25 protein-coding genes and 1 pseudogene are annotated in these 25,558 nt (G+C 31.9%); 11 read left to right on the top strand and 15 right to left on the bottom strand.

The features are described 5' to 3' along the window. The first annotated feature begins 58 nt into the window (after positions 1–58). From P8K68_RS03240 to P8K68_RS03230, 3 genes are all read left to right on the top strand, one after another. Entirely contained in the window at positions 59–1,216 is a 1,158-nt protein-coding gene (locus P8K68_RS03240; protein WP_300248180.1) for a 5-(carboxyamino)imidazole ribonucleotide synthase, read from the top strand. Between the two features lie 92 nt (positions 1,217–1,308). After that, positions 1,309–1,791 (top strand): 5-(carboxyamino)imidazole ribonucleotide mutase, encoded by a 483-nt coding sequence (gene purE / locus P8K68_RS03235; protein WP_300248178.1) that lies wholly within the window; start codon positions 1,309–1,311, stop codon positions 1,789–1,791. A 146-nt stretch (positions 1,792–1,937) separates the two neighbouring features. After that, entirely contained in the window at positions 1,938–3,977 is a 2,040-nt protein-coding gene (locus P8K68_RS03230; protein WP_300248176.1) for a M3 family metallopeptidase, read from the top strand. A gap of 106 nt (positions 3,978–4,083) precedes the next feature. On the opposite strand, the gene P8K68_RS03225 is transcribed toward P8K68_RS03230, so the two are convergent. The 5 genes from P8K68_RS03225 to P8K68_RS03205 all read right to left on the bottom strand — a co-directional run bounded on the left by P8K68_RS03225 (position 4,084) and on the right by P8K68_RS03205 (position 7,587). Continuing rightward, positions 4,084–4,407, bottom strand: coding sequence for a hypothetical protein (locus P8K68_RS03225; protein ID WP_300248173.1), 324 nt, complete (start codon positions 4,405–4,407; stop codon positions 4,084–4,086). Between the two features lie 22 nt (positions 4,408–4,429). Further along, complete coding sequence (locus P8K68_RS03220; RefSeq protein WP_300248171.1) at positions 4,430–4,675, bottom strand: hypothetical protein; 246 nt, start codon at positions 4,673–4,675, stop codon at positions 4,430–4,432. A 189-nt stretch (positions 4,676–4,864) separates the two neighbouring features. Beyond that, the gene (locus P8K68_RS03215) at positions 4,865–5,188 is read right to left on the bottom strand and encodes a hypothetical protein (protein WP_300248169.1); all 324 of its coding nucleotides are present in this window, start codon (positions 5,186–5,188) and stop codon (positions 4,865–4,867) included. A gap of 114 nt (positions 5,189–5,302) precedes the next feature. Further along, positions 5,303–5,935 carry a response regulator transcription factor gene (locus tag P8K68_RS03210; protein WP_300248167.1) on the bottom strand — a complete coding sequence of 211 codons (633 nt, stop codon included), beginning with the start codon at positions 5,933–5,935 and terminating at the stop codon, positions 5,303–5,305. Beyond that, positions 5,932–7,587 carry an ATP-binding protein gene (locus P8K68_RS03205; RefSeq protein WP_300248164.1) on the bottom strand — a complete coding sequence of 552 codons (1,656 nt, stop codon included), beginning with the start codon at positions 7,585–7,587 and terminating at the stop codon, positions 5,932–5,934. The genes P8K68_RS03210 and P8K68_RS03205 overlap by 4 nt, the downstream gene beginning before the upstream one ends. A 796-nt stretch (positions 7,588–8,383) precedes the next feature. Between P8K68_RS03205 and P8K68_RS03200 the strand changes: the two genes are divergently transcribed. Together P8K68_RS03200 and P8K68_RS03195 are read left to right on the top strand one after the other, a co-directional pair. Then, entirely contained in the window at positions 8,384–8,935 is a 552-nt protein-coding gene (locus P8K68_RS03200) for a sigma-70 family RNA polymerase sigma factor (RefSeq protein WP_300248162.1), read from the top strand. Position 8,936: 1 nt separating this feature from the next. Further along, the gene (locus P8K68_RS03195) at positions 8,937–9,191 is read left to right on the top strand and encodes a hypothetical protein (RefSeq protein ID WP_300248160.1); all 255 of its coding nucleotides are present in this window, start codon (positions 8,937–8,939) and stop codon (positions 9,189–9,191) included. Here P8K68_RS03195 and P8K68_RS03190 read toward each other — a convergent pair. Continuing rightward, positions 9,184–9,951, bottom strand: coding sequence for a hypothetical protein (locus tag P8K68_RS03190; RefSeq protein WP_300248159.1), 768 nt, complete (start codon positions 9,949–9,951; stop codon positions 9,184–9,186). The genes P8K68_RS03195 and P8K68_RS03190 overlap by 8 nt on opposite strands. A gap of 169 nt (positions 9,952–10,120) precedes the next feature. Here P8K68_RS03190 and gcvP point away from each other — a divergent pair, with 169 nt between their 5' ends. The 4 genes from gcvP to P8K68_RS03170 all read left to right on the top strand — a co-directional run bounded on the left by gcvP (position 10,121) and on the right by P8K68_RS03170 (position 15,590). Beyond that, complete coding sequence (gene gcvP / locus P8K68_RS03185; protein WP_300248156.1) at positions 10,121–12,970, top strand: aminomethyl-transferring glycine dehydrogenase; 2,850 nt, start codon at positions 10,121–10,123, stop codon at positions 12,968–12,970. A 104-nt stretch (positions 12,971–13,074) separates the two neighbouring features. After that, a complete protein-coding gene (locus P8K68_RS03180; RefSeq protein ID WP_300248154.1) occupies positions 13,075–14,133 on the top strand; it encodes a ketoacyl-ACP synthase III in 1,059 nt (352 codons plus the stop codon). A gap of 62 nt (positions 14,134–14,195) precedes the next feature. Continuing rightward, a complete protein-coding gene (locus P8K68_RS03175; RefSeq protein WP_300248152.1) occupies positions 14,196–14,717 on the top strand; it encodes a methyltransferase in 522 nt (173 codons plus the stop codon). A gap of 24 nt (positions 14,718–14,741) precedes the next feature. After that, positions 14,742–15,590 carry a glycosyltransferase family 2 protein gene (locus P8K68_RS03170; protein WP_300248151.1) on the top strand — a complete coding sequence of 283 codons (849 nt, stop codon included), beginning with the start codon at positions 14,742–14,744 and terminating at the stop codon, positions 15,588–15,590. Here P8K68_RS03170 and P8K68_RS03165 read toward each other — a convergent pair. Continuing rightward, positions 15,583–16,392, bottom strand: a complete 810-nt coding sequence (locus P8K68_RS03165; RefSeq protein ID WP_300248149.1) for a DNA/RNA non-specific endonuclease — start codon at positions 16,390–16,392, stop codon at positions 15,583–15,585. The genes P8K68_RS03170 and P8K68_RS03165 overlap by 8 nt on opposite strands. After that, positions 16,385–18,010 (bottom strand): alkaline phosphatase PafA, encoded by a 1,626-nt coding sequence (pafA, locus tag P8K68_RS03160; RefSeq protein WP_300248147.1) that lies wholly within the window; start codon positions 18,008–18,010, stop codon positions 16,385–16,387. Before pafA ends, P8K68_RS03165 begins: the two co-directional genes overlap by 8 nt. A gap of 111 nt (positions 18,011–18,121) precedes the next feature. Here pafA and P8K68_RS03155 point away from each other — a divergent pair, with 111 nt between their 5' ends. Both P8K68_RS03155 and P8K68_RS03150 read left to right on the top strand, forming a co-directional pair. Beyond that, positions 18,122–18,859 carry an ABC transporter permease gene (locus P8K68_RS03155; RefSeq protein WP_300248145.1) on the top strand — a complete coding sequence of 246 codons (738 nt, stop codon included), beginning with the start codon at positions 18,122–18,124 and terminating at the stop codon, positions 18,857–18,859. Further along, entirely contained in the window at positions 18,859–19,626 is a 768-nt protein-coding gene (locus P8K68_RS03150) for an ATP-binding cassette domain-containing protein (protein ID WP_300248143.1), read from the top strand. Before P8K68_RS03155 ends, P8K68_RS03150 begins: the two co-directional genes overlap by 1 nt. Here the strand turns inward: P8K68_RS03150 and P8K68_RS03145 are convergent, their stop codons facing one another. The 7 genes and pseudogenes from P8K68_RS03145 to P8K68_RS03115 all read right to left on the bottom strand — a co-directional run. After that, positions 19,627–21,108: a DUF389 domain-containing protein gene (locus P8K68_RS03145; protein WP_300248141.1), complete on the bottom strand. Its 1,482-nt coding sequence runs from the start codon at positions 21,106–21,108 to the stop codon at positions 19,627–19,629. It abuts the gene before it with no gap. A gap of 2 nt (positions 21,109–21,110) precedes the next feature. Next, positions 21,111–22,190 (bottom strand): mannose-1-phosphate guanylyltransferase, encoded by a 1,080-nt coding sequence (locus tag P8K68_RS03140; RefSeq protein WP_300248139.1) that lies wholly within the window; start codon positions 22,188–22,190, stop codon positions 21,111–21,113. A gap of 83 nt (positions 22,191–22,273) precedes the next feature. Continuing rightward, positions 22,274–22,870 carry a SprT-like domain-containing protein gene (locus tag P8K68_RS03135; protein ID WP_300248137.1) on the bottom strand — a complete coding sequence of 199 codons (597 nt, stop codon included), beginning with the start codon at positions 22,868–22,870 and terminating at the stop codon, positions 22,274–22,276. A gap of 139 nt (positions 22,871–23,009) precedes the next feature. Next, the gene (locus P8K68_RS03130; RefSeq protein WP_300248135.1) at positions 23,010–23,645 is read right to left on the bottom strand and encodes an HAD family hydrolase; all 636 of its coding nucleotides are present in this window, start codon (positions 23,643–23,645) and stop codon (positions 23,010–23,012) included. A 3-nt stretch (positions 23,646–23,648) separates the two neighbouring features. Next, positions 23,649–24,332 carry an SDR family oxidoreductase gene (locus P8K68_RS03125; protein ID WP_300248133.1) on the bottom strand — a complete coding sequence of 228 codons (684 nt, stop codon included), beginning with the start codon at positions 24,330–24,332 and terminating at the stop codon, positions 23,649–23,651. Beyond that, a complete protein-coding gene (locus tag P8K68_RS03120; protein WP_300248131.1) occupies positions 24,325–25,359 on the bottom strand; it encodes a M20/M25/M40 family metallo-hydrolase in 1,035 nt (344 codons plus the stop codon). Before P8K68_RS03120 ends, P8K68_RS03125 begins: the two co-directional genes overlap by 8 nt. Before the next feature lie 81 nt (positions 25,360–25,440). After that, positions 25,441–25,558, bottom strand: a pseudogene (locus P8K68_RS03115) (IS1595 family transposase); the annotation flags it as partial.

Genomic DNA, 25,558 nt, shown 5'->3' with positions numbered 1-25,558 from the left:
TATTTTAAGATTTAAGTGTATTTTTGCTTAACTTAAATAAATTATCAGCATTAAAAACATGACAAACTATTTTTCTTCAAATTTTAAACTTGGTATTCTTGGTGGTGGTCAATTAGGTAAAATGCTACTTTATAATACTAGAAAGTTTGACATCTATACTTCGGTTTTAGATGCTAGTGATGAAGCACCTTGTAAAATAGCGAGCAATGAATTTCATTTAGGAGACTTAATGGATTTTGATGCCGTTTACAATTTTGGGAAACACGTTGATGTGTTAACAATTGAAATTGAAAACGTTAATGTTGATGCTTTAGAAGCTCTTGAAAAAGAAGGTGTCAAAGTATATCCTGCTTCCAAAACACTACGAAGAATTCAAAATAAAGCGAAACAAAAATTGTTTTATCGTGATAACAATATTCCCACCTCTGATTTTACTCGATTTGCTTATTTATCAGAGATTGAAGACGCTATTGGTAATGGTGGTTTAGAATTTCCATTTGTTTGGAAAGCTGCACAATTTGGTTATGATGGTAATGGTGTAAAAGTGGTTAGAAAACTATCAGACTTAGAAGGCTTACCAGCAGGTGAATGTATTGCTGAAGATTTAATTCCTTTTAAAAATGAATTAGCTGTTATTGTGGCAAGAAGCGTATCTGGTGAAACAAAAACGTATCCTGTTGTAGAAATGGAATTTCATCCTGAAGCGAACCAAGTAGAATATGTAATTTGTCCTGCTAGAATTTCTGATGATGTCGCAAAAAAAGCTGAGGAAGTTGCATTGAAGGTATCTAAAGCATTTAATCATGTTGGTTTATTAGCAGTTGAAATGTTTCAAACAAAAGAAGATGAAATTTTAGTAAACGAAGTTGCTCCAAGACCTCATAATTCTGGTCATCAAACTATTGAAGCGAGCTATACCTCTCAATTTGAACAACACATTAGAGCTATCTTAGATTTACCTTTAGGCAGAACGGATAATAAAGTTGGTGGCGTTATGGTAAATTTAGTTGGTGCTGAAGGTTACACCGGAAACGTCCTTTATGAAAACATTGAAAACATTATGAAAATGGATGGTGTTACACCTCATATATACGGTAAAAAACAAACGCGTCCGTTTAGAAAAATGGGGCATGTAACCATCGTAAATGAAGATTTAAATGAAGCAAGGCGTATTGCTGAAGAAGTAAAGAAAAGTATTAAAGTTATAAGCGAATAATGTCTCCGCGAGCGCAATCGAGGGGTCTTTAAATATTTATGTTTTTGAATTTAGGTCTCGACTGCGCTCGACCTAACAGAAAATTAAATTTTATGAGTAAAGTAGGAGTTATAATGGGAAGTAAAAGCGACCTTCCAGTAATGCAAGATGCTATAGACATCTTAAAAGGTTTTGATATTGAAGTTGAAGTAGATATTGTTTCAGCACATCGCACACCCGAAAAATTATTTGATTACGGCAAAAATGCCCACACCAGAGGTTTTTCTGTAATTATTGCTGGTGCTGGTGGTGCGGCTCATTTACCTGGGATGATTGCGTCTTTATCACCGCTTCCAGTAATAGGCGTTCCTGTAAAAAGCAGTAACTCTATAGATGGTTGGGATTCTGTTTTATCAATTCTTCAAATGCCAGGAGGCGTGCCTGTAGCAACTGTTGCTCTAAATGGCGCAAAAAACGCAGGGATTTTAGCCGCTCAAATTATAGCTACAAGCGACACATGTGTGCTTGATAAAGTTATAGCTTATAAAGAAGGACTGAAAATTAAAGTAAACGAATCTGCTAAAGATTTAAAATAAAAAAAGCCCCGAAGTTATTCAGGGCTTTTCAGCTATTAACAAATAATTCTCTTGAGTTAGTCACTCTTAGTATTATCGAGCACAAAAATATAAAAATTTACTATGCATACATAGTAAATTTAATCTTTAACATATTATTTGAAGAAATGATAAAAAAAACATTAAAAACCCCATTTAATACCAAATATAATACACCTCCTTTCAGAATAATTCAAACTAAAGATTATTTACCAACAATTAAGGAAGCCATAAAGATGGCCAAAAAGGAGATAGATGCTATTGTTGAAAACCCTGAAAACCCATCTTTTGAAAACACCATCGAAGCTTTAGATTTTTCTGGAGAACAACTCGATAGAATTTCTAGTATTTTTTTCAATTTAAATTCTGCTGAAACTAATGCCGATATTCAAAAGATAGCTCAAGAAGTTTCACCACTATTATCAGAATTTAGTAATGATATTACTTTAAATGAAAATTTATTTAAACGTGTTAAAGCTGTTTATGAGTCTAAATCTGAATTAGATTTAACTACAGAACAAATCACATTATTAGATAAAAAGTATAAAAGTTTTTCAAGAAACGGTGCTAATTTAGCAGAAGATAAGAAAACACAGCTTAGAGCAATTGATAAAAAATTAAGCAAACTAAAATTAAAATTTGGCGAAAACGTATTAGCCGAAACAAACAAATTCGAAATGCTAATTACTGATGAAGCAGACCTATCTGGACTTCCAGATGGCGCTATTGAAGCCGCTAAACAACTTGCTGAATCAAAAGATAAATTAGGTTGGTTAATAACTTTAGATTATCCAAGCTATATTCCATTCATGACTTATGCTGACAATCGTGAGTTACGAAAAAAAATATCTCTTGCGGCAGGCAGTAAATCTTTCAAAGGTGATGAGTTAGATAATCAAGACATTGTATTGGACATTGTAAAATTAAGACACGACCGCGCTAACTTATTAGGTTATAAAACCCATGCACATTTTGTTTTAGAAGAGCGTATGGCAGAAACACCCGAAACGGTTCTTAAGTTTTCTAATGATTTACTAAAAAAAGCAAAACCTGCAGCAGAACGTGAATTTAAAAACCTTGAAAAATTTGCAAAGGATTTAGATAATATAGATCAGCTTCAAAAATGGGATGGTGCGTATTATTCTGAAAAATTAAAACAAAAATTATTCAGTTTAGATGATGAAAAGTTAAAACCATATTTCAAATTAGAAAATGTTATTAATGGTGCGTTTACCATTGCTAATAAGTTATTCGATTTAAATTTTGAAGAAATTGATACGATTGATAAATACCATGAAGATGTTTTAACTTATAAAGTTACTGATAACAAAGGCAATCTAGTATCTATATTTTATGCGGATTTTTTCCCAAGATCAGGAAAACGTAATGGCGCGTGGATGACCTCTTACAAACCGCAATACATTAAAAACGGAGAAAATAGCAGACCACACATCTCAATAGTTTGCAACTTCACGAAACCCACAAAAAGTAAACCTTCACTGCTAACTTTTAATGAAGTTACGACCTTGTTTCATGAATTCGGACATGCATTACACGGTATGTTGGCAAACACCACCTACCCTAGTTTATCGGGAACAAGCGTATTTTGGGATTTTGTAGAGTTGCCAAGTCAGGTTATGGAAAACTGGTGTTTCGAAAAAGAAGCTTTAGAGTTGTTTGCAACTCATTATGAAACTGGGGAAGTGATTCCTATGGATTTGGTTGAAAAAATAAAAGAATCTGCTACTTTCCACGAAGGGATGCAAACCTTACGTCAATTGAGTTTTGGCTTACTAGACATGAGTTGGCACGCTGGCGAATCGCCAGAGACAATAACAGATGTTAAAGCTTTTGAAACGGACATGTTCAAAAACACATCGTTATATCCTGAAACTAAAGAAACTTGCATGAGTACATCATTTTCTCATATTTTTCAAGGCGGTTATTCTTCTGGCTATTACAGCTATAAATGGGCTGAAGTTCTAGATGCTGATGCTTTTGAATATTTTAAAGAAAAAGGCATTTTCAATAAAACAGTAGCTAATAAATTTAAGAATCATGTATTGAGCCAAGGCGGAACTGAAAACCCAATGGTTCTTTACAAACGTTTTAGAGGACAAGAACCTAAGCCTGAGGCTTTGTTGAAACGGGCGGGACTAATTAAATAAGAACACAATAAGATTTTTTTTCATTATAAATTAATTATGGTAGCAGTAAGTAATTAATAATACTTGGTTTTACAAAAAAGCAAACACTTATAAAAAAACTAAGATTTTACTTAGGATTATACATTACAATAATTTGAATGATTAGGGCTAAAAATACTAAAAAATAAATCTCTATTTGAGTAAATAATTCAACTGTATCAATAGCTTGCTTACTTATTGACATTTGTTTTCTACCTTCGTTAAGTTGAACTTTAGATAAGCCACTAAGGTTATATTTAATTTTAGAAATATACTTAACAACTTTATTCTTATTGACGAAATCTGAATCTATAAATATATCTTCTGCATTAATTAGAGATTGTATGTTCCCTTTTAATTCATCAAAAATTCTACTTTCTTCAGATGTTAATTTAGTTGACTCAAACCTCAAAACAAGGTTTTGAATATCATCATTAACTTTTAAATTTGACTGATAAAAAAAAAACAGAATCTAAGAGCGCCACTGCAATTTCCTTTTCATGAACTGATTTTGACATTTCAAATATTAAGTCGTTTGCGATTATTCTATCTTCATATATGGTAACAACAGAGTCTTTCATGCGAACAAAACTGTTTCTATCAATTAGGTTGGTGCTAAGTATTAAAATAAAAATCATTGAAATTCCAAGAACCCACTTTATTTTGTTATAAAATGTCATGTTATGAGGTTTTAAGTGAAAATAAATTTGTGAACACTTTAAATTTAATTGGAAGACTCAATTATTACAAAAAAAGCATTTGAAATTAATATAATTTCAAATGCTTTTGAATTTAGTAAGTGTAAGCAACACGAACTAATGTATTGGAGTATTACATTTTTCAGATACATGTTGCTTATCGAACCATTCCTATTTTGCCTTTTTTATCCAAGGCTTGTAATTTTTGTATGCTGGTCCTGTTAACTTTTGCCTTTCATGACCACTAGTATTCACTACAACCGCTTCTACTTTTGAAGTATCTTTCCACGGTTTATAATTTTTATAGGCTGGTCCTGTAAGTGATGCTTTCTTATTATTTGAATATATTAGAGTTGGTGTCGTTTTATGTTTCCAAGGCTTATAGTTTTTATATGCTGGTCCTTGTAAATCACTTCTCTTTAAATCACTTTCCTTTTGCGTAAATGCACCAAAAGACACTACTAAAAATCCTAAAATTAATGCTACTTTTTTCATGACTATTATGTTTATGGTTCATGACAAAATTACACACGTTTATAGGTTTTTAGGATTATGTGAATCTACCCATTTTTTATCCGTATTTATACGGATGGAGTTATTTTTAATGTATTATATCAAATTTATTTTAGCTGCTTTTTTTATGAGTTCAGCAGTGTTTTTTACTTCTAATTTTTTTAAAATATTTGCACGGTGGGTTTCTATAGTTCGAGAACTTACAAATAGTTTAGCAGCAATCTCTTTTATTGTTAATCCTTCCGAAATTAATCCTAAAACTTCTGTTTCCTTATTTGATAAAATATTTTCACTAACACTTTGGGTTGACATAAAGTTTATCATTTTCTCAGAAATTTCAGCACTAAAGTATTTTTTTCCTCTATGTACGGTTCTAATAGCTAGAGTTAATTCATCTTCATCTGTATTTTTTAATAAGTAGCCATAAGCACCATCTTTAGCGCATTTAGCTATATAGTTACCATCGCTATGCATAGAAATCACAATAGGCTTTATGTTAGAGTTTAAAGTTTTCATTTCTTTTAAAACTTGAAAGCCATCCATATTTGGCATAGTAATGTCTAAAAGGACAATATCTGCTTCTAACTCACTAGTTATAAACTTCATAAATTCACTACCATCGGCAACACTTTTAACTATTTTAATATCGTCATGCTTTTTAAGTAATTCCGATAATCCTTTTCGAAAAAGGTCATGATCGTCTGCTATTACTAATTTAATTTTATTCATAATTCTACAGGTAGTTCAATTTCAAAAGTTGTATTTCCAGTTGTAGAGTTTATATCAATTTTACCATTGCAAATTTCTACACGCTCTTTAATATTAATAATTCCCGAACCTAATTTCACATTATTTTTATCAAAACCAATACCATCATCAAAATAAAAAAGTGATATAAATTCATCAAATTCTGATAGCGTAATTCTAATATTTTTTGCCTTAGAATGTTTTAATGAATTATTTATTAACTCTTGGCTTATTCTAAAAAGGTTAATACCTTGATGATTTGTTATATTAGTTTGTTCGTGTTTAGTTAAATCTTCATATTCAACATTTACTGCTGTTGATTTTTTTAAACTTTCTACAAAGTTTGTTAACGTAGCTCCGATACCAAAATCGTCTATTGAAGAAGGCATTAATGCATTTGACATCAGTCTGATTTCAGAGATAGTATCATCTACTATTCTTTTCATTTCTGTTTTCTTCTTTTCATTTTCAACCCTATTTTCAATATAGTGTTTCAAGGATGTTAAATATGGACCAACGCCGTCATGAAGCTCTCGAGAGAGTCGCCTTCTTTCGTTTTCCAAACCGTCAACCAACATTCGTTTTGCGATTATTCTACTATTTTCTTCGTTGTTTCTAAACTCTATAAGTTTATCTCTCATGGCTATTAGGCTTTTCCCTAAGAGATCATTAGAACTTTTTGGTTTATAATTGGTATTTAAATTCATTTTACCAATATCATCAGAGAATTTCACAGCCCCCTGTAAAGATGCTTTCAAATTAGCTAGAGCATCAAACATTTCCTTTATTTCATTAGAATTTTTTATAAATTCATTACTTTGATTATAATCCCCTTCTGCCATAATCCTAAGGCTTTTTTGCATATTTCTAATAGGGTTGGTTATAATTCTTGTAAGGAAAAGGGATAGTATAACTGCAACTAGAAATATGGCAACAGTTAAGCCTATGAGCCTAGACTTTAGGTTTTTTAATGGAATTACAACCTCACTTACATCTATTTCAGAAAGAATAACCAACTTAAGGTTTGAAACCTCAATAAGACTATATACACTATATACATCTATACCTCTGTAATCCGCAAAGGCACCTCTACCATTTATTCCTTTCAACGCATTAGTTACGCCCTCAGTTTTAACCAACATAGTGTATGGTGTTTTATCTGGAAAAAAACGAGATTGAGACCGCATTCGGTAATCGTGTCCTACTAAGTAGGATTCCCCACTATTACCCATTCCTGTGCGTTCAAGAAGTATTTTCTTTATTTTATTATAGTCTAACACCTTAACCTTAGTTCCTTTTTCAGAATTAGAAACAAAACCTATTGAGGTTTCTTTCTTAACATGATTGGATGTAAAATCGTAAACGCCTTCAAGATTTTTGATGCTTTCTGAAAGCATAAATGTAGTATCATCAAAATTTTGATATTGTGATTCTGAAGCTAAAAACAACTTCCATTCAGACTTTATTAAATTTTCAACTTGAATTTGTTTGAGTGTTTTTATGGAATTCAATTGCAGTAAAATACGATCGTTTAAAACTTTTGAAAACTGCTTATAGAAAGAAAAAGATAATACAGCAACCACTAATGCGATTAAACTATTAATTATTATCAATATTAATGTTTTTATATTCATAAAAAACTCTTTAAACTAAAACTAATTTTCTTATTTATCTGCACACAAAATTACTGCTCTTAGACTAACTTCTATTATTTTACAATATAAGTTTCCAAAAATAATGATAACTAATTTCAATTTAAATAAAACCAAGAATACCAAATCAATAGAAATTAAAAAAAATTTATTATTCTTTCAATAATTATTGAAAGTTTAGAAATTACTAAAGGCAAACAAGTAGTTGCTGATACTTTTTTAAAAAAAAAGAACCTTTTAATCTTGGTTATGGAAAACATTATGATTGCAGAAACTTTGTAATCATTGGAAATTACAAAAACCAGAAACTATTGAATACATAGGTGCTAAATTGAAGTAACAAGGCTTTTCTAAAATTAAAATTGAAGATGCTTTGTTTAAAGTAGCGCCTTGTGGATTACATGTGCCTTTTGCAATTATTGGGTTTACACTAAAAAAAACATTAAAAACTAAAGCCTTAAAACGAGAGAGTTCATACAACTAAAAGGGACTTTTTATGCGTTAATTTCAGGATTGCACATGAAAAGTTTTGGGTATTATATAATAACATGTGCTAAATAAAAAAAGGATAAATGAAATATGTTTACTAGCAGATATTTGCGCTAGGGATAGTAGTGGAAAGCCCACAGCCCGACGTAGGAGGTGCGAGGACTTGCAAAGGATAGCCCGACCCTTTTCGGGTAGCGCCCAAATAAATTTTACTATGTGATAAACTTACACTTATATAAATCCATTTTTTTAGCCTATTTTTGAAATTCAAAGTAAATTTGCTAAGATAATGCCCAATCATCAAATTGATCCTAATAAATGGATTGACCGTTATTCTGATTACCTCTTTAACTTCACCATCTCGCGTGTTAGTGACAGGGAGAAGGCTCAGGATTTGGTTCAAGATACGTTTTTGGCGGGTTTAAAATCTATGAAAAACTTTAAAGGAGAAGCTAGTGAGCGCACATGGCTCATATCGATTTTAAAGCGAAAAATTATTGACCATTACAGAAAAATTAACTCTAATAAAGGTAAAGCCGAAGTACGAATTAATTATAAAGACAGTGAAAGTGAAGGCGATTGGTTAGAAGAACGTGTAGCTGACCCTTTTGATAAAACTGCCGAAGATACTTTAGAAAATAGTGAATTAGGAGATGCCATACATAACTGTCTAGAAAAATTACCTAACAAGCAAGCTGAAGTTTTTAAAATGAAAACCATTCTTGGTTATGAAACTGAGGTAATTTGTAATGAATTGAATATTACGGCGTCTAACCTTTGGGTAATCATACACAGAGCAAGAACAGCTATGGCAGATTGCTTAAAAGAAAATTGGTTTTAATATGAGTAAGATGATGATTTCTTGCGACAAAGCAAATCATGTTTGTGATAAAACACAATACAAAGAAGCTACCCTATGGGAAAAAATAAAATTAAACATCCATTTGATATACTGTAGAGCTTGCAGAAAATACAGTAAAAACAACGCAACTCTTACTGAAACTATAAAAAAATCAGATGTAGAATGTTTGGATAAAAAGTGTAAAGAGGCTATGAAAAAAAACTTCAATAAAGCCTTAAAAAAAGCTTCTAATTAAAATATAGCAATACAATTAGCCATACTATTGGCAATCCCTCTACCCAAAAAGCACTGTAATATTTATTTTGTTCAATGCTGCTAAAAAAAACAAACAGTCCTGTTATTACTGAAATTATAAACAACACAATAATATAGTTTATTGTCGTTTCATCTTTTAAAAACTCCAGTAAGAAAAAAACTAATAAAAGCAACAATCCAAGTCCTTTTGATTTTTTTACGCCTAGTTTTTGTGGAATAGTAGATAATTTATCGTTATCAAATTTTAAGTCTCTTATCTCAAAAGGAATCATTAACACAAGTACATATAAAAAACGCTGAAAAGCGAGTATTACAACATCTGTATTGATATTATAATCTGCATTAATAAAAGGTATAAACACAGTTACTCCCGCCCATACTAGAGCAATTACGTAAACTTTTAATCCACCAACACTCCTTAAAGTATTATTCTGTTTTGGATGAAAAGGAATAGCATATAAAGCAGTTAATAAAGCAAAACACACTATAAAAAAAAGAGTATTTAATTTTAATTGAACTACATAATAACACATTAAAATAAAACAAATAAAAGACAGTATTTGAATCCATTTAAGCCAATTGGCTAATTGTCTGTGACGAAATTTAGCAACACCAAAATACTTCACAAAATTATATCCGGTTATTGACGCATAAAACACAAAATACAATACCGTTTCATTATAGCTTAAATCTAGATTTATAAGTGTAATCCAAGTTAAAGAATACACCGATAAAGCCACGTGAATACTAGTGTTTATATAAAAATTGAAAAGCTGTTTCAAAAAAGTCATTTAGCAAATGTAATTAAAGTGTTGATAACGTTCGTGAATAGTTAAAAACTTTCTATTTGACTCATTAAAACACATCAAATATTACGTAATTTTGCGAATTATATAAAAAAACTGCTTAATGAATACAAACGCTTTTGCTTTACGTCATATTGGTCCGAGAGAGGACGATCAAAACCTGATGTTAGATACTATAGGATTAGATTCTTTAGATCAGTTGATTTACGAAACGATCCCTAATGATATTCGGTTAAAAAACGGTTTAAATTTGGATGAACCCATGACGGAACATGAGTATTTATTACATATTCATGATTTATCTAAAAAAAATAAAGCATACAAAACCTATATAGGCTTAGGGTATCACCCCACTATTCTGCCAGCTGTTATTCAAAGAAACATTCTTGAAAACCCAGGTTGGTACACAGCATATACACCGTATCAAGCAGAAATTGCTCAAGGACGATTGGAAGCTTTATTGAATTTCCAAACCATGATTATCGATCTTACAGGAATGGAAATCGCTAATGCATCTTTACTTGATGAAAGTACTGCTGCTGCAGAGGCCATGAGTTTACTTTTTGCGGTTCGTGAGCGTGACCAGAAGAAAGCAAATATCAATAAGTTTTTTGTTTCTAAAAATATATTACCTCAAACCTTATCATTATTACAAACAAGAGCAACTCCAATTGGTATTGAACTCGTAGTTGGTGATGAAGAGGCATTTGATTTTTCAGAAGCATTTTTTGGAGCTATTTTACAATATCCGGGAAAAAATGGTCAAATTACCGACATAAAATCATTTATAAATCAAGCCAATGAGGCAAGAATCAAAGTTGCCGTTGCAGCCGATATATTAAGTTTGGTAAAACTTGAAGCACCTGGTAAATTTGGAGCAGATGTTGTTGTAGGAACGACACAGCGTTTTGGAATCCCAATGGGTTATGGTGGTCCGCATGCAGCATTTTTTGCTACTAAAAAAGCTTATAAGCGTGATTTACCTGGACGTATTATAGGGGTTACAAAAGATGCAAATGGTAATCGCGCTTTACGTATGGCTTTACAAACTCGCGAGCAACATATCAAAAGAGACAAAGCGACTTCTAACATTTGTACTGCTCAAGTATTATTGGCAGTTATGGCAGGCATGTATGCCGTGTATCATGGTCCGCAAGGGTTAAAATTTATAGCCAATAAAGTGCATAACAAAACGGTTTGTTTATCTAACGCTTTAGAGAAATTAGGCTATCAACAAATTAACACCTCGTATTTTGACACCATCCAAATAAAGACTAATGCAAAAAAAATAAGAAAAATAGCCACTAAAAAGAAGGTAAATCTATTTTATCCAGATTCTGAAACGGTTACCATTTCAATTAATGAAACTACAGCTATTCGAGATATTAATTATTTGATTACTGTTTTTGCTGAAGCTGCTAAAAAAGAAACTATTACAATTTCTGCTGTTGAAAAAGTCAACACTATTTCTGACACTTTAAAAAGACAGTCTGATTTTCTGAGTGAACCAGTATTCAACACCTACCACTCTGAAACAGAATTAATGCGCTATATAAAAGCTTTAGAACGTAAAGATTTAGCACTAAACCATTCTATGATTTCGTTAGGTTCATGTACTATGAAACTGAATGCGGCAGCAGAAATGCTTCCTTTAAGCTGGTTCAAATGGGGTAACATTCATCCTTTTGCACCTTTAAAACAAGCTAAAGGTTATTTGACTGTTTTAAAAGAATTAGAAGACCAATTAACAGAAATTACAGGTTTTGCTGCTACATCATTACAACCAAATTCTGGAGCTCAAGGTGAGTTTGCTGGGTTAATGGTTATAAAAGCTTATCATGAATCTCGTAATGACCATCATAGAAACATTTGTTTAATTCCTTCTTCCGCACACGGAACAAATCCTGCAAGTGCTGTTATGGCAGGCATGAAAGTAATCGTTACAAAATCTACCGAAGAAGGTAATATTGATATTAACGATTTACGCGAAAAAGCAGAGTTACATAAAGACAACCTTTCTGCTTTAATGGTTACTTATCCCTCTACACATGGTGTTTACGAATCAGCGATAAAACAAATCACACAAATCATTCATGATAATGGCGGACAAGTTTATATGGACGGTGCAAACATGAACGCCCAAGTTGGTTTAACCAACCCTGGAAATATTGGCGCAGATGTTTGCCACCTAAACTTACATAAAACCTTCGCTATACCGCATGGTGGCGGCGGTCCTGGAGTTGGCCCCATTTGTGTTGCAAAACAACTGGTACCTTTTCTACCTGGAAACCCTTTAGTTAAAACTGGTGGAGACAAAGCTATCACAGCAATTTCTGCAGCACCATTTGGTTCTGCTTTAGCCTGTTTAATTTCATATGGTTATATAAAAATGCTTGGATCTGAAGGTTTAACAGAGTCTACTAAAATCGCCATTTTAAATGCAAACTATATAAAACATCGTCTTCAAGGAAGTTTTGACACCTTGTATTCTGGTGAACGTGGTCGTGCAGCACATGAAATGATTATAGATTGCAGGCCTTTTAAAAACAATGGTATAGAGGTTACAGACATTGCAAAACGCTTAATGGATTATGGATTTCATGCACCTACTGTTTCATTCCCTGTGGCAGGAACTATGATGATTGAACCTACCGAAAGTGAGAGCAAAGCAGAAATGGATCGTTTTTGTGACGCCATGATTTCAATTAAAAAAGAAATAGACAGCGTAACAAAGGAGGACGAAAATAATATGTTGAAAAATGCACCGCACACTTTAGATATGATTACTGCAAACGAATGGTACTTCCCTTATTCTCGTGAAGCCGCAGCCTTTCCCTTAGAGTATGTAAGAGATAATAAATTCTGGCCAAGTGTAAGACGTGTTGACGATGCTTATGGAGACAGAAATTTAATTTGTTCTTGCGTACCAATTGAAGCTTATGCGGAAGCCTAAAAACACACTTTGAACATCGTAAATTTATTTTAAATCGGATTTTATTTTGTTTAAAAGATTTTATTTTGGTGAAAAGAAACTAATTAAAAGCAATTTTCGTATTTATGAATATTAAAATTACTGGTACCGGAAGCTATATTCCAGCGAATGTTGAAAAGAATGAAGACTTTTATAATCATGAATTTTTAAACAGCGATGGGTCTGCTATAAATGCACCTAACGAAATTATCGTAAGGAAGTTTAAAGCCATTACTGGTATTGACGAACGTCGCTATGCTAAAAAACATTTAAACACCTCTGACATAGCTTCTTTTGCAGCAGAAAAAGCTATAGAAAACGCTAAGATTAATCGTGAGGAATTAGATTATATAATAGTTGCGCATAATTATGGTGATGTTAGACATGATAGCCATCAAAGTGATACCGTACCTAGCATTGCTTCGAGAGTAAAACATTTATTACGTATTAAAAACCCAAAGTGTGTTGGTTACGATTTACTTTTTGGATGCCCAGGTTGGGTTGAGGGGATTATACAAGCTAATGCATTTATAAAATCTGGAATTGCTAAAAAATGTCTCGTTATAGGTGCAGAAACGCTTTCTCGTGTTATAGATCCTCATGATAGAGATTCTATGATTTATAGTGATGGTGCAGGAGCTGTTGTTTTAGAATCTACAGTTGATAATGGTGGTATTATCTCCCACGAATCTGCTACTTACGCTTTAAATGAAGCGCATTTTATCTATTTTGGAGAAACAAATAATGAAAATTCTGAAGATAATCGTCGTTATATAAAAATGTATGGACGAAAAATTTATGAATTCGCATTAACCAATGTGCCTCTAGCAATGAAATCTTGTCTTGACAAAAGCGGTATTGATATTTCTGATGTGAATAAAATATTGATTCATCAAGCTAATGAAAAAATGGATGAAGCTATTGTAAAACGTTTTTATGAACTGCATAATATGGACATGCCAGAAGGCATTATGCCAATGAGTATTGGAAAATTAGGAAACTCTAGCGTAGCAACTATACCAACACTCTACGACATGATTTTGAATGGTGAGATTAGTAATCAAGAAATAAATAATGGTGACATTATTATATTTGCTAGTGTTGGTGCTGGTATGAATATTAATGCCATTGTTTATAAGCAGTAATTTGTCTAATGATTATTTGAGATTTCCGTTTTCACGGAAATAAAAAAAAACAAAATTATTTAATGTACGAGAAAACCTTTCCGAATAAGCGTTTTAAACATACTATTGAATTTTTAGAAAAACATGTTTCAAATACCGAATCTATTTTAGATTTAGGTGTTGTAAATCCGTTTACGAAAATCATGAAAGAACATGGATATTCAGTAGAAAATACTACAGGTGAAGATTTAGATACTGATACTTCTAAAATTGAAAATTCTGAAGCTAAGGTTGTAACGGCTTTCGAAATATTTGAACACTTGCTCTCTCCGTTCACCGTTTTAAAATCTATAAAATCAAATAAATTAGTCGCTAGTATACCTCTTAAACTATGGTTTTCTTCAGCATATAGAAGCAAAACCGATATGCTAGACAGACACTATCATGAATTTGAAGACTGGCAGTTTGATTGGTTATTAGAAAAAGCAGGATGGAAAATCATTGATCGCGAAAAATGGACTAACCCAACAAAAAAAATTGGGATTCGTCCAATTTTAAGATGGTTTACTCCTAGATATTATATTGTATATGCCGAAAGAGTTTAACTTTACGTTTTAAACTTAAATACCTTGAACTTTTATATTGTCATTCCTGCCCACAACGAAGCCGATTCAATTGGTCTTACGCTTTATTCATTGGTAAACCAAACATTAAAGCCAAAGCAAATTGTTGTTGTTAATGATAATTCTAAAGATAAAACTGAATCTGTTGTAGATGGATATACCCAAAAGTACTCTTTTATTTCTCTGGTTAATAATAAATCATCCAACCAACATTTACCAGGTTCGAAAATTATTAATGCGTTTTATAAAGGTTATGATAATTTAGATAATAACTACGATGTGATTTGTAAGTTTGATGCCGACTTAATTTTTCCTGACAACTATTTAGAACAATTGGAAAATCATTTTAATAAAAATGATAAACTTGGTATGGTTGCAGGGTTTTGCTATATCGAAAAAAATGGAGAATGGATTTTAGAAAACTTAACTAGGAAAGACCATATTCGAGGCGCATTAAAAGCTTATAGAAAAGATTGTTTTCTTAAAATTGGAAAATTAAAACCATCAATGGGTTGGGACACAGTTGACGAATTATTAGCCAAATATCATGGATGGGAAATTTTAACGGATGAGTCTTTACAAGTTAAACACTTAAAACCAACAGGAATAAGTTATAACAAAGCCTCAAAATATTTGCAAGGTGAAGCCATGTATAAAATGCGTTATGGTTTTGTAATCACATTAATTTCAGCTCTGAAATTGGCTTATAAAAAAGGAAGTTTCTCTTTATTTAAAAATTATATAGCTGGTTATTTTAAAGCTAAAAAAGAAAAAATTGATTTTTTAGTTTCTAATCAAGAAGGTAAATTTATTAGACATCTTCGTTGGAAAGGGATGCTCAAAAAATTTATTTAAAACTCCAACCTTTAAAACTGCTTGAAGCTTCTAATTTATCTTCAAGAACATCCTCTAATTCAGGAAAAAAATCAATTCCAGTTAAATCTTCTACCTCATCAACAGAAACCACAAACTCATACAATGGCTTATCAGAATCTCTATGAGGCATTAAAAAGGCAATCATTTTAGTTCTGCCTGAATTAGTATCAATCAAAACTTTATAAAACTGATTAGGAACAGAAACATATTCTGTTCCAATAGTATTCATTTCTCCTTTTAAAACACCACCTGTAACCACAAAAACACCATCATACTTTCTTGCCCAATAACGTACTTTATGTTCTAAAGTGCTCCAAATTCCAGAATTAAATTGATGCTCTTGCGGACTAATATTACTGGTTAAAAATGTTTCATCATGCGCATCTTTAGAATATCTTCTATCTGCTGCTGGACATAAATGACCACGATCAAATCCAGAGTTCTTATAGTTTCTCCAACTAGCTGCTCCTGTTTTCACAGCTTTATCTATTTCAAAATAGGGCCGTTTGTGATTTGTTTTTGAAAGATGTGATTTCTTCAATTCGTATGCTACCCATTCAGCTTGTTCATGCGCTTCGTTATAAGATAATGAATAACCTTCATGGTGCACAATTTGTCCTGTGGTACTTGTTGGTAAAAAGTATTCGTTAGTGCCTGTTTTAGTGGTTTTACCTTCTTCAATAATTTCAGTTTTTTCTTCTTCAACTAAAAAATGTTCGTAGCCGTAAACTCCCAAAACTATAAGAATAACTACTAACGAATAAATCGATTTTTTACTCATTTAAAACAAATTCTAAAGGTTGACCGATAGCCGCATTTGGAAAACTTATTCCTAAAAGCGCAGACATGGTTGGAGCTATATCTGTTATTTCAGTTTTTTTGAGTGTTTGCCCTTTTTTTATGCCTTTCCCGAAGAACAACAAAGGAACATGGGTATCATAATTTAAACCACTACCATGGGTAGACCCAGTTTTTCTATAGGAAATATAAGCTGGATCGTTTACTAAAATTACGTCACCAGAACGTTTTTGATTAAATCCTTTTTGCAATAACGCTTCAATGCCTTCAGTGAAATCAACAGAACTCATTGTGATAGCTGTGTATGCTTTAGAAACATGCGAATACGTTATTTGTTCGTTAACTATGGCTTCTTGAACATCATCTAAATCTAAATCAAGTTCTTTTATTTTTTCTTTATTTAGAAAAATTTGATTATTGCTCATATTTTCAACAATACTGATAGTTCCGTAAGTTTCTCTTAAGAAATCATGAAACTTTTCTTTGCGCTCTGTTTTGTTCAAATAGCCTGATGGAATATTAACAGTTTGCAAATATGAAGGCACATCAATAGCGCCATGATCTGCAGTTAAAAACAAGGTGTATTCACCTGCTCCAACTTCATCATCTAACACTTTTAAAAAACGCTCTATTTCTTTATCTAAACGAATGTATGTATCTTCAATTTCTTTAGAATTCACGCCAAAATTATGCCCAACATAATCTGTACTTGAAAAACTTACGGTTAAAACATCTGTATTGTTATCTTTTCCTAATTGCTCACCTTTAATGGCTGCAATAGCAAAATCGGTGACTATACTATTACCAAACGGTGTAGCTTTAAGAATATCAAAACTAGAATTCTCTTTAGCCAATGCTTTTAAGTCATAAGGAAAGGTTGCTGTATCTTTACCTTTAAATCCGCCTTCAAAATTATTTAAATCTGCGCCACTTTCTGTATAAATTGAAATATCATATAAGGTATTCCATGTTTTTAAATAGGACTCTATAGATCTTGATTTATTAAATTTAGTAACCCATTTTGGTAAACTTTCCATGTAATAAGTGCTTGAAATAAAATCACCTTCGTCTTTACCTCTAAACCAATAGGCTGCATTCGCCGAATGACCAGCTGGTAATATAGCCCCCCTATCTTTAATTGAAATCCCAATACTTTTTCCTCGCATTTGAGTAAACAATCTATTCTCGTCAGCAAATGTGGTGGTTTTCATACGATGAGGCGACATACGCTCCAATTCAGAATCTGTTCCAACTGCAAAAACAGAATCATCACCTGCACAATACACCATTTTTTTAGCTTTTTTATCATACCAATCATTCGCAATAACCCCATGATATTTAGGTGTTGTTCCTGTAAAAACAGAGGCATGACCTGGTCCAGTTTTAGTGGGTATATAATTAAAATGATTGTTTTTACAATTAAAACCTTCATTCATCATTCGCTTAAAGCCACCCTCACCGTATTTGCTATAAAAACGAGTTAAGTAATCATACCGCATTTGGTCTACTACAATACCAACTACCAACTTTGGATTTTCGTTTTGTGCTAAAACGGACAGAGTCATTGAAAAAACAAACAATAATGCTAAAAAATACTTCATTTTAATATAGAATTTATAGTATTCAAAAATACATTTTTTAAAGTATCATAATTTAAATTTAAAGTTAAATTGGCATAACTTTTTTTTACTTTAGCACTTACAAATTTATTTATGACGTACCTCCATAACATAGGCACCTATTTTTTAATGATTGCTGAAATGTTTCGAAAACCCACCAAATGGGTAGTTATGAAACAGTTGATACTTAAAGATATTGATGATTTAATTATTGGCTCTCTTGGAATTGTGGCATTTATTTCTTTTTTTGTTGGTGGCGTTGTTACCATCCAAACGGCGCTTAATATTGATAATCCTCTTATCCCTAAATACCTTGTTGGATTTGCTACTAGACAGTCTATTATATTAGAGTTTGCACCAACATTCATGTCGATTATTATGGCGGGAAAAGTAGGTTCATTTATCACGTCAAGCATTGGAACCATGCGAGTTACAGAACAAATTGATGCTTTGGAAGTTATGGGTATTAACTCTCTTAATTACTTAGTGTTTCCTAAGTTTATCTCTATGCTACTTTATCCTTTTGTTATTTCTATAGCCATGTTTTTAGGTATCTTAGGCGGTATGGCAGCCTGTGTTTACGGTGGCTTTAGTACTCTTGAAGACTATATAGTTGGTATTCAAAACGATTTTGAAACCTTTCATGTCGTTTACGCATTTATAAAAACTTTTGTTTTCGCTTTTATTCTAGCAACCATACCCTCTTTTCATGGTTATTACATGAAAGGTGGCGCACTAGAGGTTGGTAAAGCTAGTACCACATCTTTTGTATGGACTAGTGTTGCTATTATTCTATTAAATTATTTACTAACCCAAATGTTATTAAGCTAATGATTGAAGTTAATAATTTACATAAATCATTCGGTGACACTGAGATTCTAAAAGGCATTAGTACACGCTTTGACAAAGGAAAAACCAACCTCATAATAGGGCAAAGTGGCTCAGGTAAAACGGTGTTTTTAAAATGTTTATTAGGTTTATTTGAATATGAAGAAGGCACCATATCATACGACGGTAAAATATTTTCTAAGCTTTCTGAAGATGAAAAACGTAATTTGAGATCAGAAATAGGTATGGTATTTCAAGGGAGCGCTTTATTTGATTCCATGACCATTGCGCAAAATGTGATGTTTCCATTACAAATGTTTACCAAACAAAGCAAAAGCGAAATGGAAGATCGTGTAGATTTTGTTTTAAAACGTGTAAACTTGGATGATGCGCATAATAAAATGCCAAGTGAAGCTTCTGGAGGGATGCAAAAACGTGTGGCTATTGCCCGTGCTATTGTAAACAAACCTAAATATTTATTTTGTGACGAACCCAATTCGGGCTTAGACCCAAAAACAGCCATAGTTATAGATAATTTGATTCAAGAAATAACAGATGAATATCAAATTACCACTGTTATAAATTCACATGACATGAACTCTGTTATGGAAATTGGCGAAAAAATTGTGTTTTTAAAAAATGGCTTAAAGGCTTGGGAAGGCTCCAATAAAACTATTTTTAAAACGGATAACGAAGTGGTTACTGACTTTGTTTACTCTTCAAATTTATTCAAAAAAGTACGTAAAATGTATATTGAAGAGAATGAATAACTAATTTACTCGCTTAACAACTAATGTATCTAAATTAAATTTTAGCTTCAACCACTTTTCTAGCTTTTCTTTATCTTTATTTCTTTGTTCCTCTTTAGATAATGAATCCACCCATTTCACAGAAAAAACAGGTAAAGTATCCATTTTAGTGAAATTAGAATTAATCACATTTGCATAAGAAAACTGCTCTATTGTTTCATAATTTATTTTCACCTCTTTACTCAATTCATCAAAAGCAATATAATTCTTTTCAAATTTCGAAAGTTGCTGAACCTTACTCTCTAAATAAGCGATTTTTTGGGTTTGCGTTAATAAATCTAAAGAGTCTCTGGTTCTAAGCTCCTCCATATATTTAAAATTATCCAAATTTTTAGAACGGTTCTGATTAATCACTAATTTACTATTTGATAAAGCTCCATAATCTTTCATTCTACTTTGCAAAAGCAAAATGGAAGATTCAGGAATTTCATCTAAACCAAAAGTATTGAGTTCAATTTTGCTATCCTCTTTTCCTCCATATTTATAAATGGCATTATTTTTTATGTATTCAGCATGAGGTAAAGCACTCAATTCGTTATCAACAAACAAGCCTGCATCACGTTTAAAATTACTTTCCCTATACACATCTACAAAAGTAAAACCTGCAGGAATCATCACAACAATAGCCAATAACGTTGCCATTCTTGAAATGAACAATCGCTTTTTAGAATTCGCATATTTAAGCATTGGAAATCTTAAAAGTTTAAGTACTAAAAAAGTTGCCAAAGCAATAAATATAGTATTGATAGTAAACAAATACATCGCACCACCAAAATACACAAAGTTACCTTTTGCCAAACCGTAACCTGCCGTACAGAGCGGTGGCATTAAAGCCGTAGCAATGGCAACACCAAAAATAACAGATGCAATAGTCCCTTTTTTTGTTCTGGCAATAATTAAAGCTAAACCACCAAAAAAGGCAATTAAAACATCACGAATATCTGGTTTTACACGTCCTAAAAGTTCGTTTGTATCCTCACTAAGTGGAAAAAATTTAAAAAACAGAAAAGCGGTTAACAAACTTAAAACAATCATAGTTGCTAAGTTTATTAATGAGCGTTTAAGCGTATCTATATCATTTATAGCAATAGATAAGCCCACTCCTAAAATAGGGCCCATTAGTGGCGATATTAACATAGCACCAATAACAACTGCCGTAGAATTCGCATTTAACCCAATGGAAGCCACAAAAATTGAACATACCAAAATCCATGCAGTAGCCCCTTTAAAAGGAATATCGCCTTTTATAGCTTGAATCGTTGCGTCCCTATCAGTATCGTCTCTAAAATCTAATAGTTCTCTTAAAAACTTTTTAATACTCGCTAAAAGTCCTTGTGCACCTTTTCTAACATCTTCTTTAGATTGCTCTACATTTTGTTCCTTTTTTAAAGCTTGAGCCTTAGCCTCTTCTTCTGAGAAATTAAACTTACTTTCTTCACTCATAATTAGCCATATTGTTTTCCAAATTTGTCTTTAACCTGTTGGAGTGTTTTCTTAATATCTTGTTCTTTCGACTTAGGAAAGATAAGCAAAACTTCGTCTTTATCAACAACTATATAATCTTGTAGACCATCAATAACTACAATTTTATCATTTTTGGTTCTAATCATATTTCCAGACGCATCTTCAGCTAAAGTTCTAGCATTTACTACTGCATTATTAGATTCATCTTTATCTAATTTATCATATAAACTGCCCCAAGTCCCTAAATCGTTCCAATCAAATTCAGCAGCAATAACAAAAACATTAGTTGATTTTTCCATAATGGCATAATCCACAGAAATATTTTCTGCCTTTGGATAATTATCTCGAATAAAATCATCTTCAAATTCAGTATTGTAAACCCCTATTCCATTTTCAAATAATGCATACAACTTAGGTTGATTATTTTGAAATGCTTCAACTACACTTTTTACACTCCACATAAAAATACCTGCGTTCCATAAAAAATTCCCTTGTTCTATAAACGCTTTAGCAGTTTCATAATCTGGTTTTTCTCTAAACTGATTTACAGATTTTATCGCTTTCGCGGAAGACTTGTCAAACTCAATGTAGCCAAAACCTGTATTTGGAAATGTGGGCTGGATACCTAAAGTCATCAAAGCATTATTCTCTGAACAAAAATCGAAAGCTTGCTGAACATTTTTTGAAAATGTTTTTTCATCCTCAATCCAGTGATCGCTAGGTGCCACAATCATAAGTGCATCTGGATTTTCCTTCTGAATTTTTAATGATGCGTATAAGATACAAGGTGCTGTATTACGCATTGCAGGTTCTAAAACTACTTGACGTTGTTCTACTTCTGGCAATTGCTCTAAAACCAGATCATTATAACGTTCATTTGTTAAAATAAAAATATTTTCTTTTGGAATTAAATCTGCCAAACGATGAAACGTTTTTTGTATTAGCGTATCTCCAGTTCCAAGCATATCATGAAACTGTTTTGGAAAATCTTGTGTACTTACCGGCCAAAATCTTGAGCCTACACCACCTGCCATTAAAATGGCGTAATAGTTTTTGTTCATTATTTTTGTTTTTTATCATGAAGAACGAAATAAAAAATACATGTTTTAAGTAAATTTTAACAACGTTCAAGGTGACATTATTATTAATTTAATAATTCTATTTCAGCATTAGGGTTAAACAGATAAACCCGACCAGTATTAACCTCAACACATTCAAAACGTTTTACCCGTTTTTTTACCATTTTAAATACTTTTCCGTTATATAGTTTAAAAGTAGCTCCCATTGGCACTTCAAAAATATACGTTTTATCGCTCGCTTTATCAAATTGTTTTAGCGCAAATGCTAAATTCACATCTGTATCGCTACTAGCCTTAGGATTCTTAAAATGTTTTGCTAATAATGGCAAAATATCATCTGGAAATATTTCTGGATTTAAAAATGGTAACATTAAATGCTGAAATGTGCGTTTCCATTCTATACCGTGTGGCTTTATAAACTTCCCATAAACATTGTATGCTTCAAAATGTGCAATTTCATGGATTAAAGTAATTAAAAAACGGTATCTATTTAAGTTTGAATTTATTGTTATTTGATGCTTACCATTTGGTAAAGCTCTATAATCTCCATGACGAGTTTTACGTTCGCTTTTAACTTTTACTAATAAATTATCCTGATTTAAAAGTTTTAAAACTGATGCTAGTGCGTTTGCAGGAATATAATCTTGAAGTTGGTTTTGCATTACTGCTAAAATAACGGATTTATTAAAAAGATACGCTTGACTTACTTGACTTTGTCAGAAAAAAATATAATTTCATCCAACTTAGGATTTAAAACATTAAAACGGTTCTAAATCACCTAAAGTTTAATGAATTTAAAAATCACAACATGCCCAAAAGCTTATCCATACTATTAAAAGTCTTAGTAGCTTCTTGCTCTAATTCATTATTGTAATCATGTTCTGTATAACCAAAAACATCAAAACCTCCACTTTTAGCTGCTCTTACTCCATAAATACTATCTTCTACAACCAAACATTCATTTGGTTTAAAACCCATAGTTTCTGCTGCCCATAAAAATATATCTGGTTCTGGTTTCCATTTTTGAAGCGCGTAACAACTAAAAATATTGTCTTCAAAAAAAGGCAACAAACCTGTAATTTCAAGATTTAATCTAATTTTATTTTCTGGTCCGCTAGATGCTACACAAAAAGGGATTTCCAAACTTCCTATAACGTCTTTTATACCCTTAATAGGCTGAATCTGTTCTCGAAAAGCTTCAAATGTATTAATTCGGTAGTCTGATTCAAAATTAACAGGAAGCGGCTTACCAATTCTTTTAGAAATTAATGTCATACAAGAATTAAGAGACTTTCCTTTTAAATCAATCAACGATTTTTTAAAATGCATATTTGCTCCTAAATAATTCGCCATATCAACCAAAACTCTAATGGCTATAGATTCACTATCAATTAAAACACCATCGCAATCGAAAATTATACATTTGTATTTACTCATGAATTATGGCGTAGAATTAGAAACTTGTAACAATTTACCATTATAATATGCATTCCCATTTAATGAAAAATCCAGAATGTATTTTGCCATTTCTAAAGCCGTTGTTGGTGCTTGATATCCTGGAAAAGCTTCTTCTAGCATTTCAGTTTGAACGGCTCCTAAGGCTAAAACATTAAATGAAATACCTGAATCTTTATATTCTTCAGCTAATAATTCTGTTAGAGTAATTACAGCCGCTTTACTAGAACTATAGGCTGCTAATCCTGGGAATTTCATACTACCTTGAACTCCACCCATAGAGCTTATTGTTACAACATGACTATTATGCTTCATGAATGGCAACACTACTCTTGTTAACTCTGCAACTCCAAAGACGTTTGTTTTATAAACTGCTTCAAATTCATTCATTAAAGTTTCTGAAAAGGGCTTGTTTAAAAGCGCACCTGCGTTATTTATTAAAACATCCACATGTTGCCATTCTAAATTAATAAAATCTTCAACTTTTTTGTAAGCTTCATCATCATTCAAATCAAAAGAAAAACAAGTTACATTTTCTAGTTTTAAATTTTGAATTGGCTTCTCATTCCGCGAAAGCGCTAATACTTTATGCCCTGTATTTGCAAATAGTTGTACTAATTCAAATCCAATGCCTCGGCTCGTACCAGTTATAATTATATTTTTACTCATTGTTCATTTTTATTTCTTTAACAGGCGCATTAATCATCCCTTCTAGAGCGGGAATCATTTTATTCATAAAATTTGTCATGTGTTCAAAATCCATTTTATCTGCCTCGTCATCTACATGATGGTAATATTCAAAGTTAGTAAAATCGAAAGTAGAAACGGCATGCGCAGGCACTTTAAACGCATTGTAAAACGGGAAATTATCTGAACGCATAAACAACTGAAACTCTTTTGCTTTTGGAAAAAACCCTATAATTTCAGAGCCTGCATAACTATTTAGTATTTCTGACATGTTTGATTTTTCAAAACCAGACAAGTAAGTCATAATTTCAGTTTCGGCTCTGGGCACACCAATCATTTCAAAATTAATCATGGTATACAAGTTGATATTCTTTTCTTTTAAACGTTTTGCCAAATGAGCTGATCCTTTTAAACCTTTTTCTTCTGCAGAATAAAGCGTAAACAATATACTCCTTTTATTATTTTTCATTTTAGCAAAATATTTCGCCCATTCTAAAACTGCCACAGTACCAGAAGCATCGTCATTTGCGCCGTTTGCAATAACATCTCCATTTACCGCATTTGCAGTTCCAATATGGTCGTAATGTGCTCCAAGAATAACAAATTCATTTTTCAACTTTAAGTCATTACCTTCTATATAGCCAACCACGTTATACCCAATAATTTTTTCAATATTGAAACTATCTCTATAGGTTTCAAAATAGGGTTTTATATTGTTTTCTTTGAATAACGTTTCAATGTAAATAGCTGCTTTTTCTATACCCTTGCTTCCTGTATTTCTACCTTCTAATTCATCTGAAGCTAAATATACTAAGCTCTTTTTCACATCCTTAAGCTTGATGTGATTTTCAACAAGAAGAGCTTCTTTATTAATACTATTTTTAGTTTGTTTTTCTTCGGTATTTTGAACTACCTTTTTAACTGAATCTGGATTTGTTTCAATAATGTGTTTTTGACCTCCACAACTAAAAATCAAGCATACAACTAGTAAGTTAAGTGTTTTTTTCATAAATGTATTTTACAGATAAAAAGCTTTTTAAAGCTCTAGTGTTATCTACAGAAATAGGTTTTTTTGAATATCCGTTATAAGTCATAATCCTGTGATATTAGCAATAACAAGCCTATCGAAGAGTTGGTCTCCAAAATATCTACGATTTAGTTTATAGACGAATTCATTTAAGTATAATTGGAGATATTTTCCTTTAATT

Origin of the sequence: Algibacter sp., from assembly GCF_029245835.1 — a bacterium.
In the GTDB taxonomy this organism is placed as follows: Bacteria; Bacteroidota; Bacteroidia; order Flavobacteriales; family Flavobacteriaceae; genus Algibacter_B.
The sequence above is the reverse complement of the archived record's forward strand: the minus strand, read 5'-3'. Positions and strand labels throughout refer to the sequence as shown.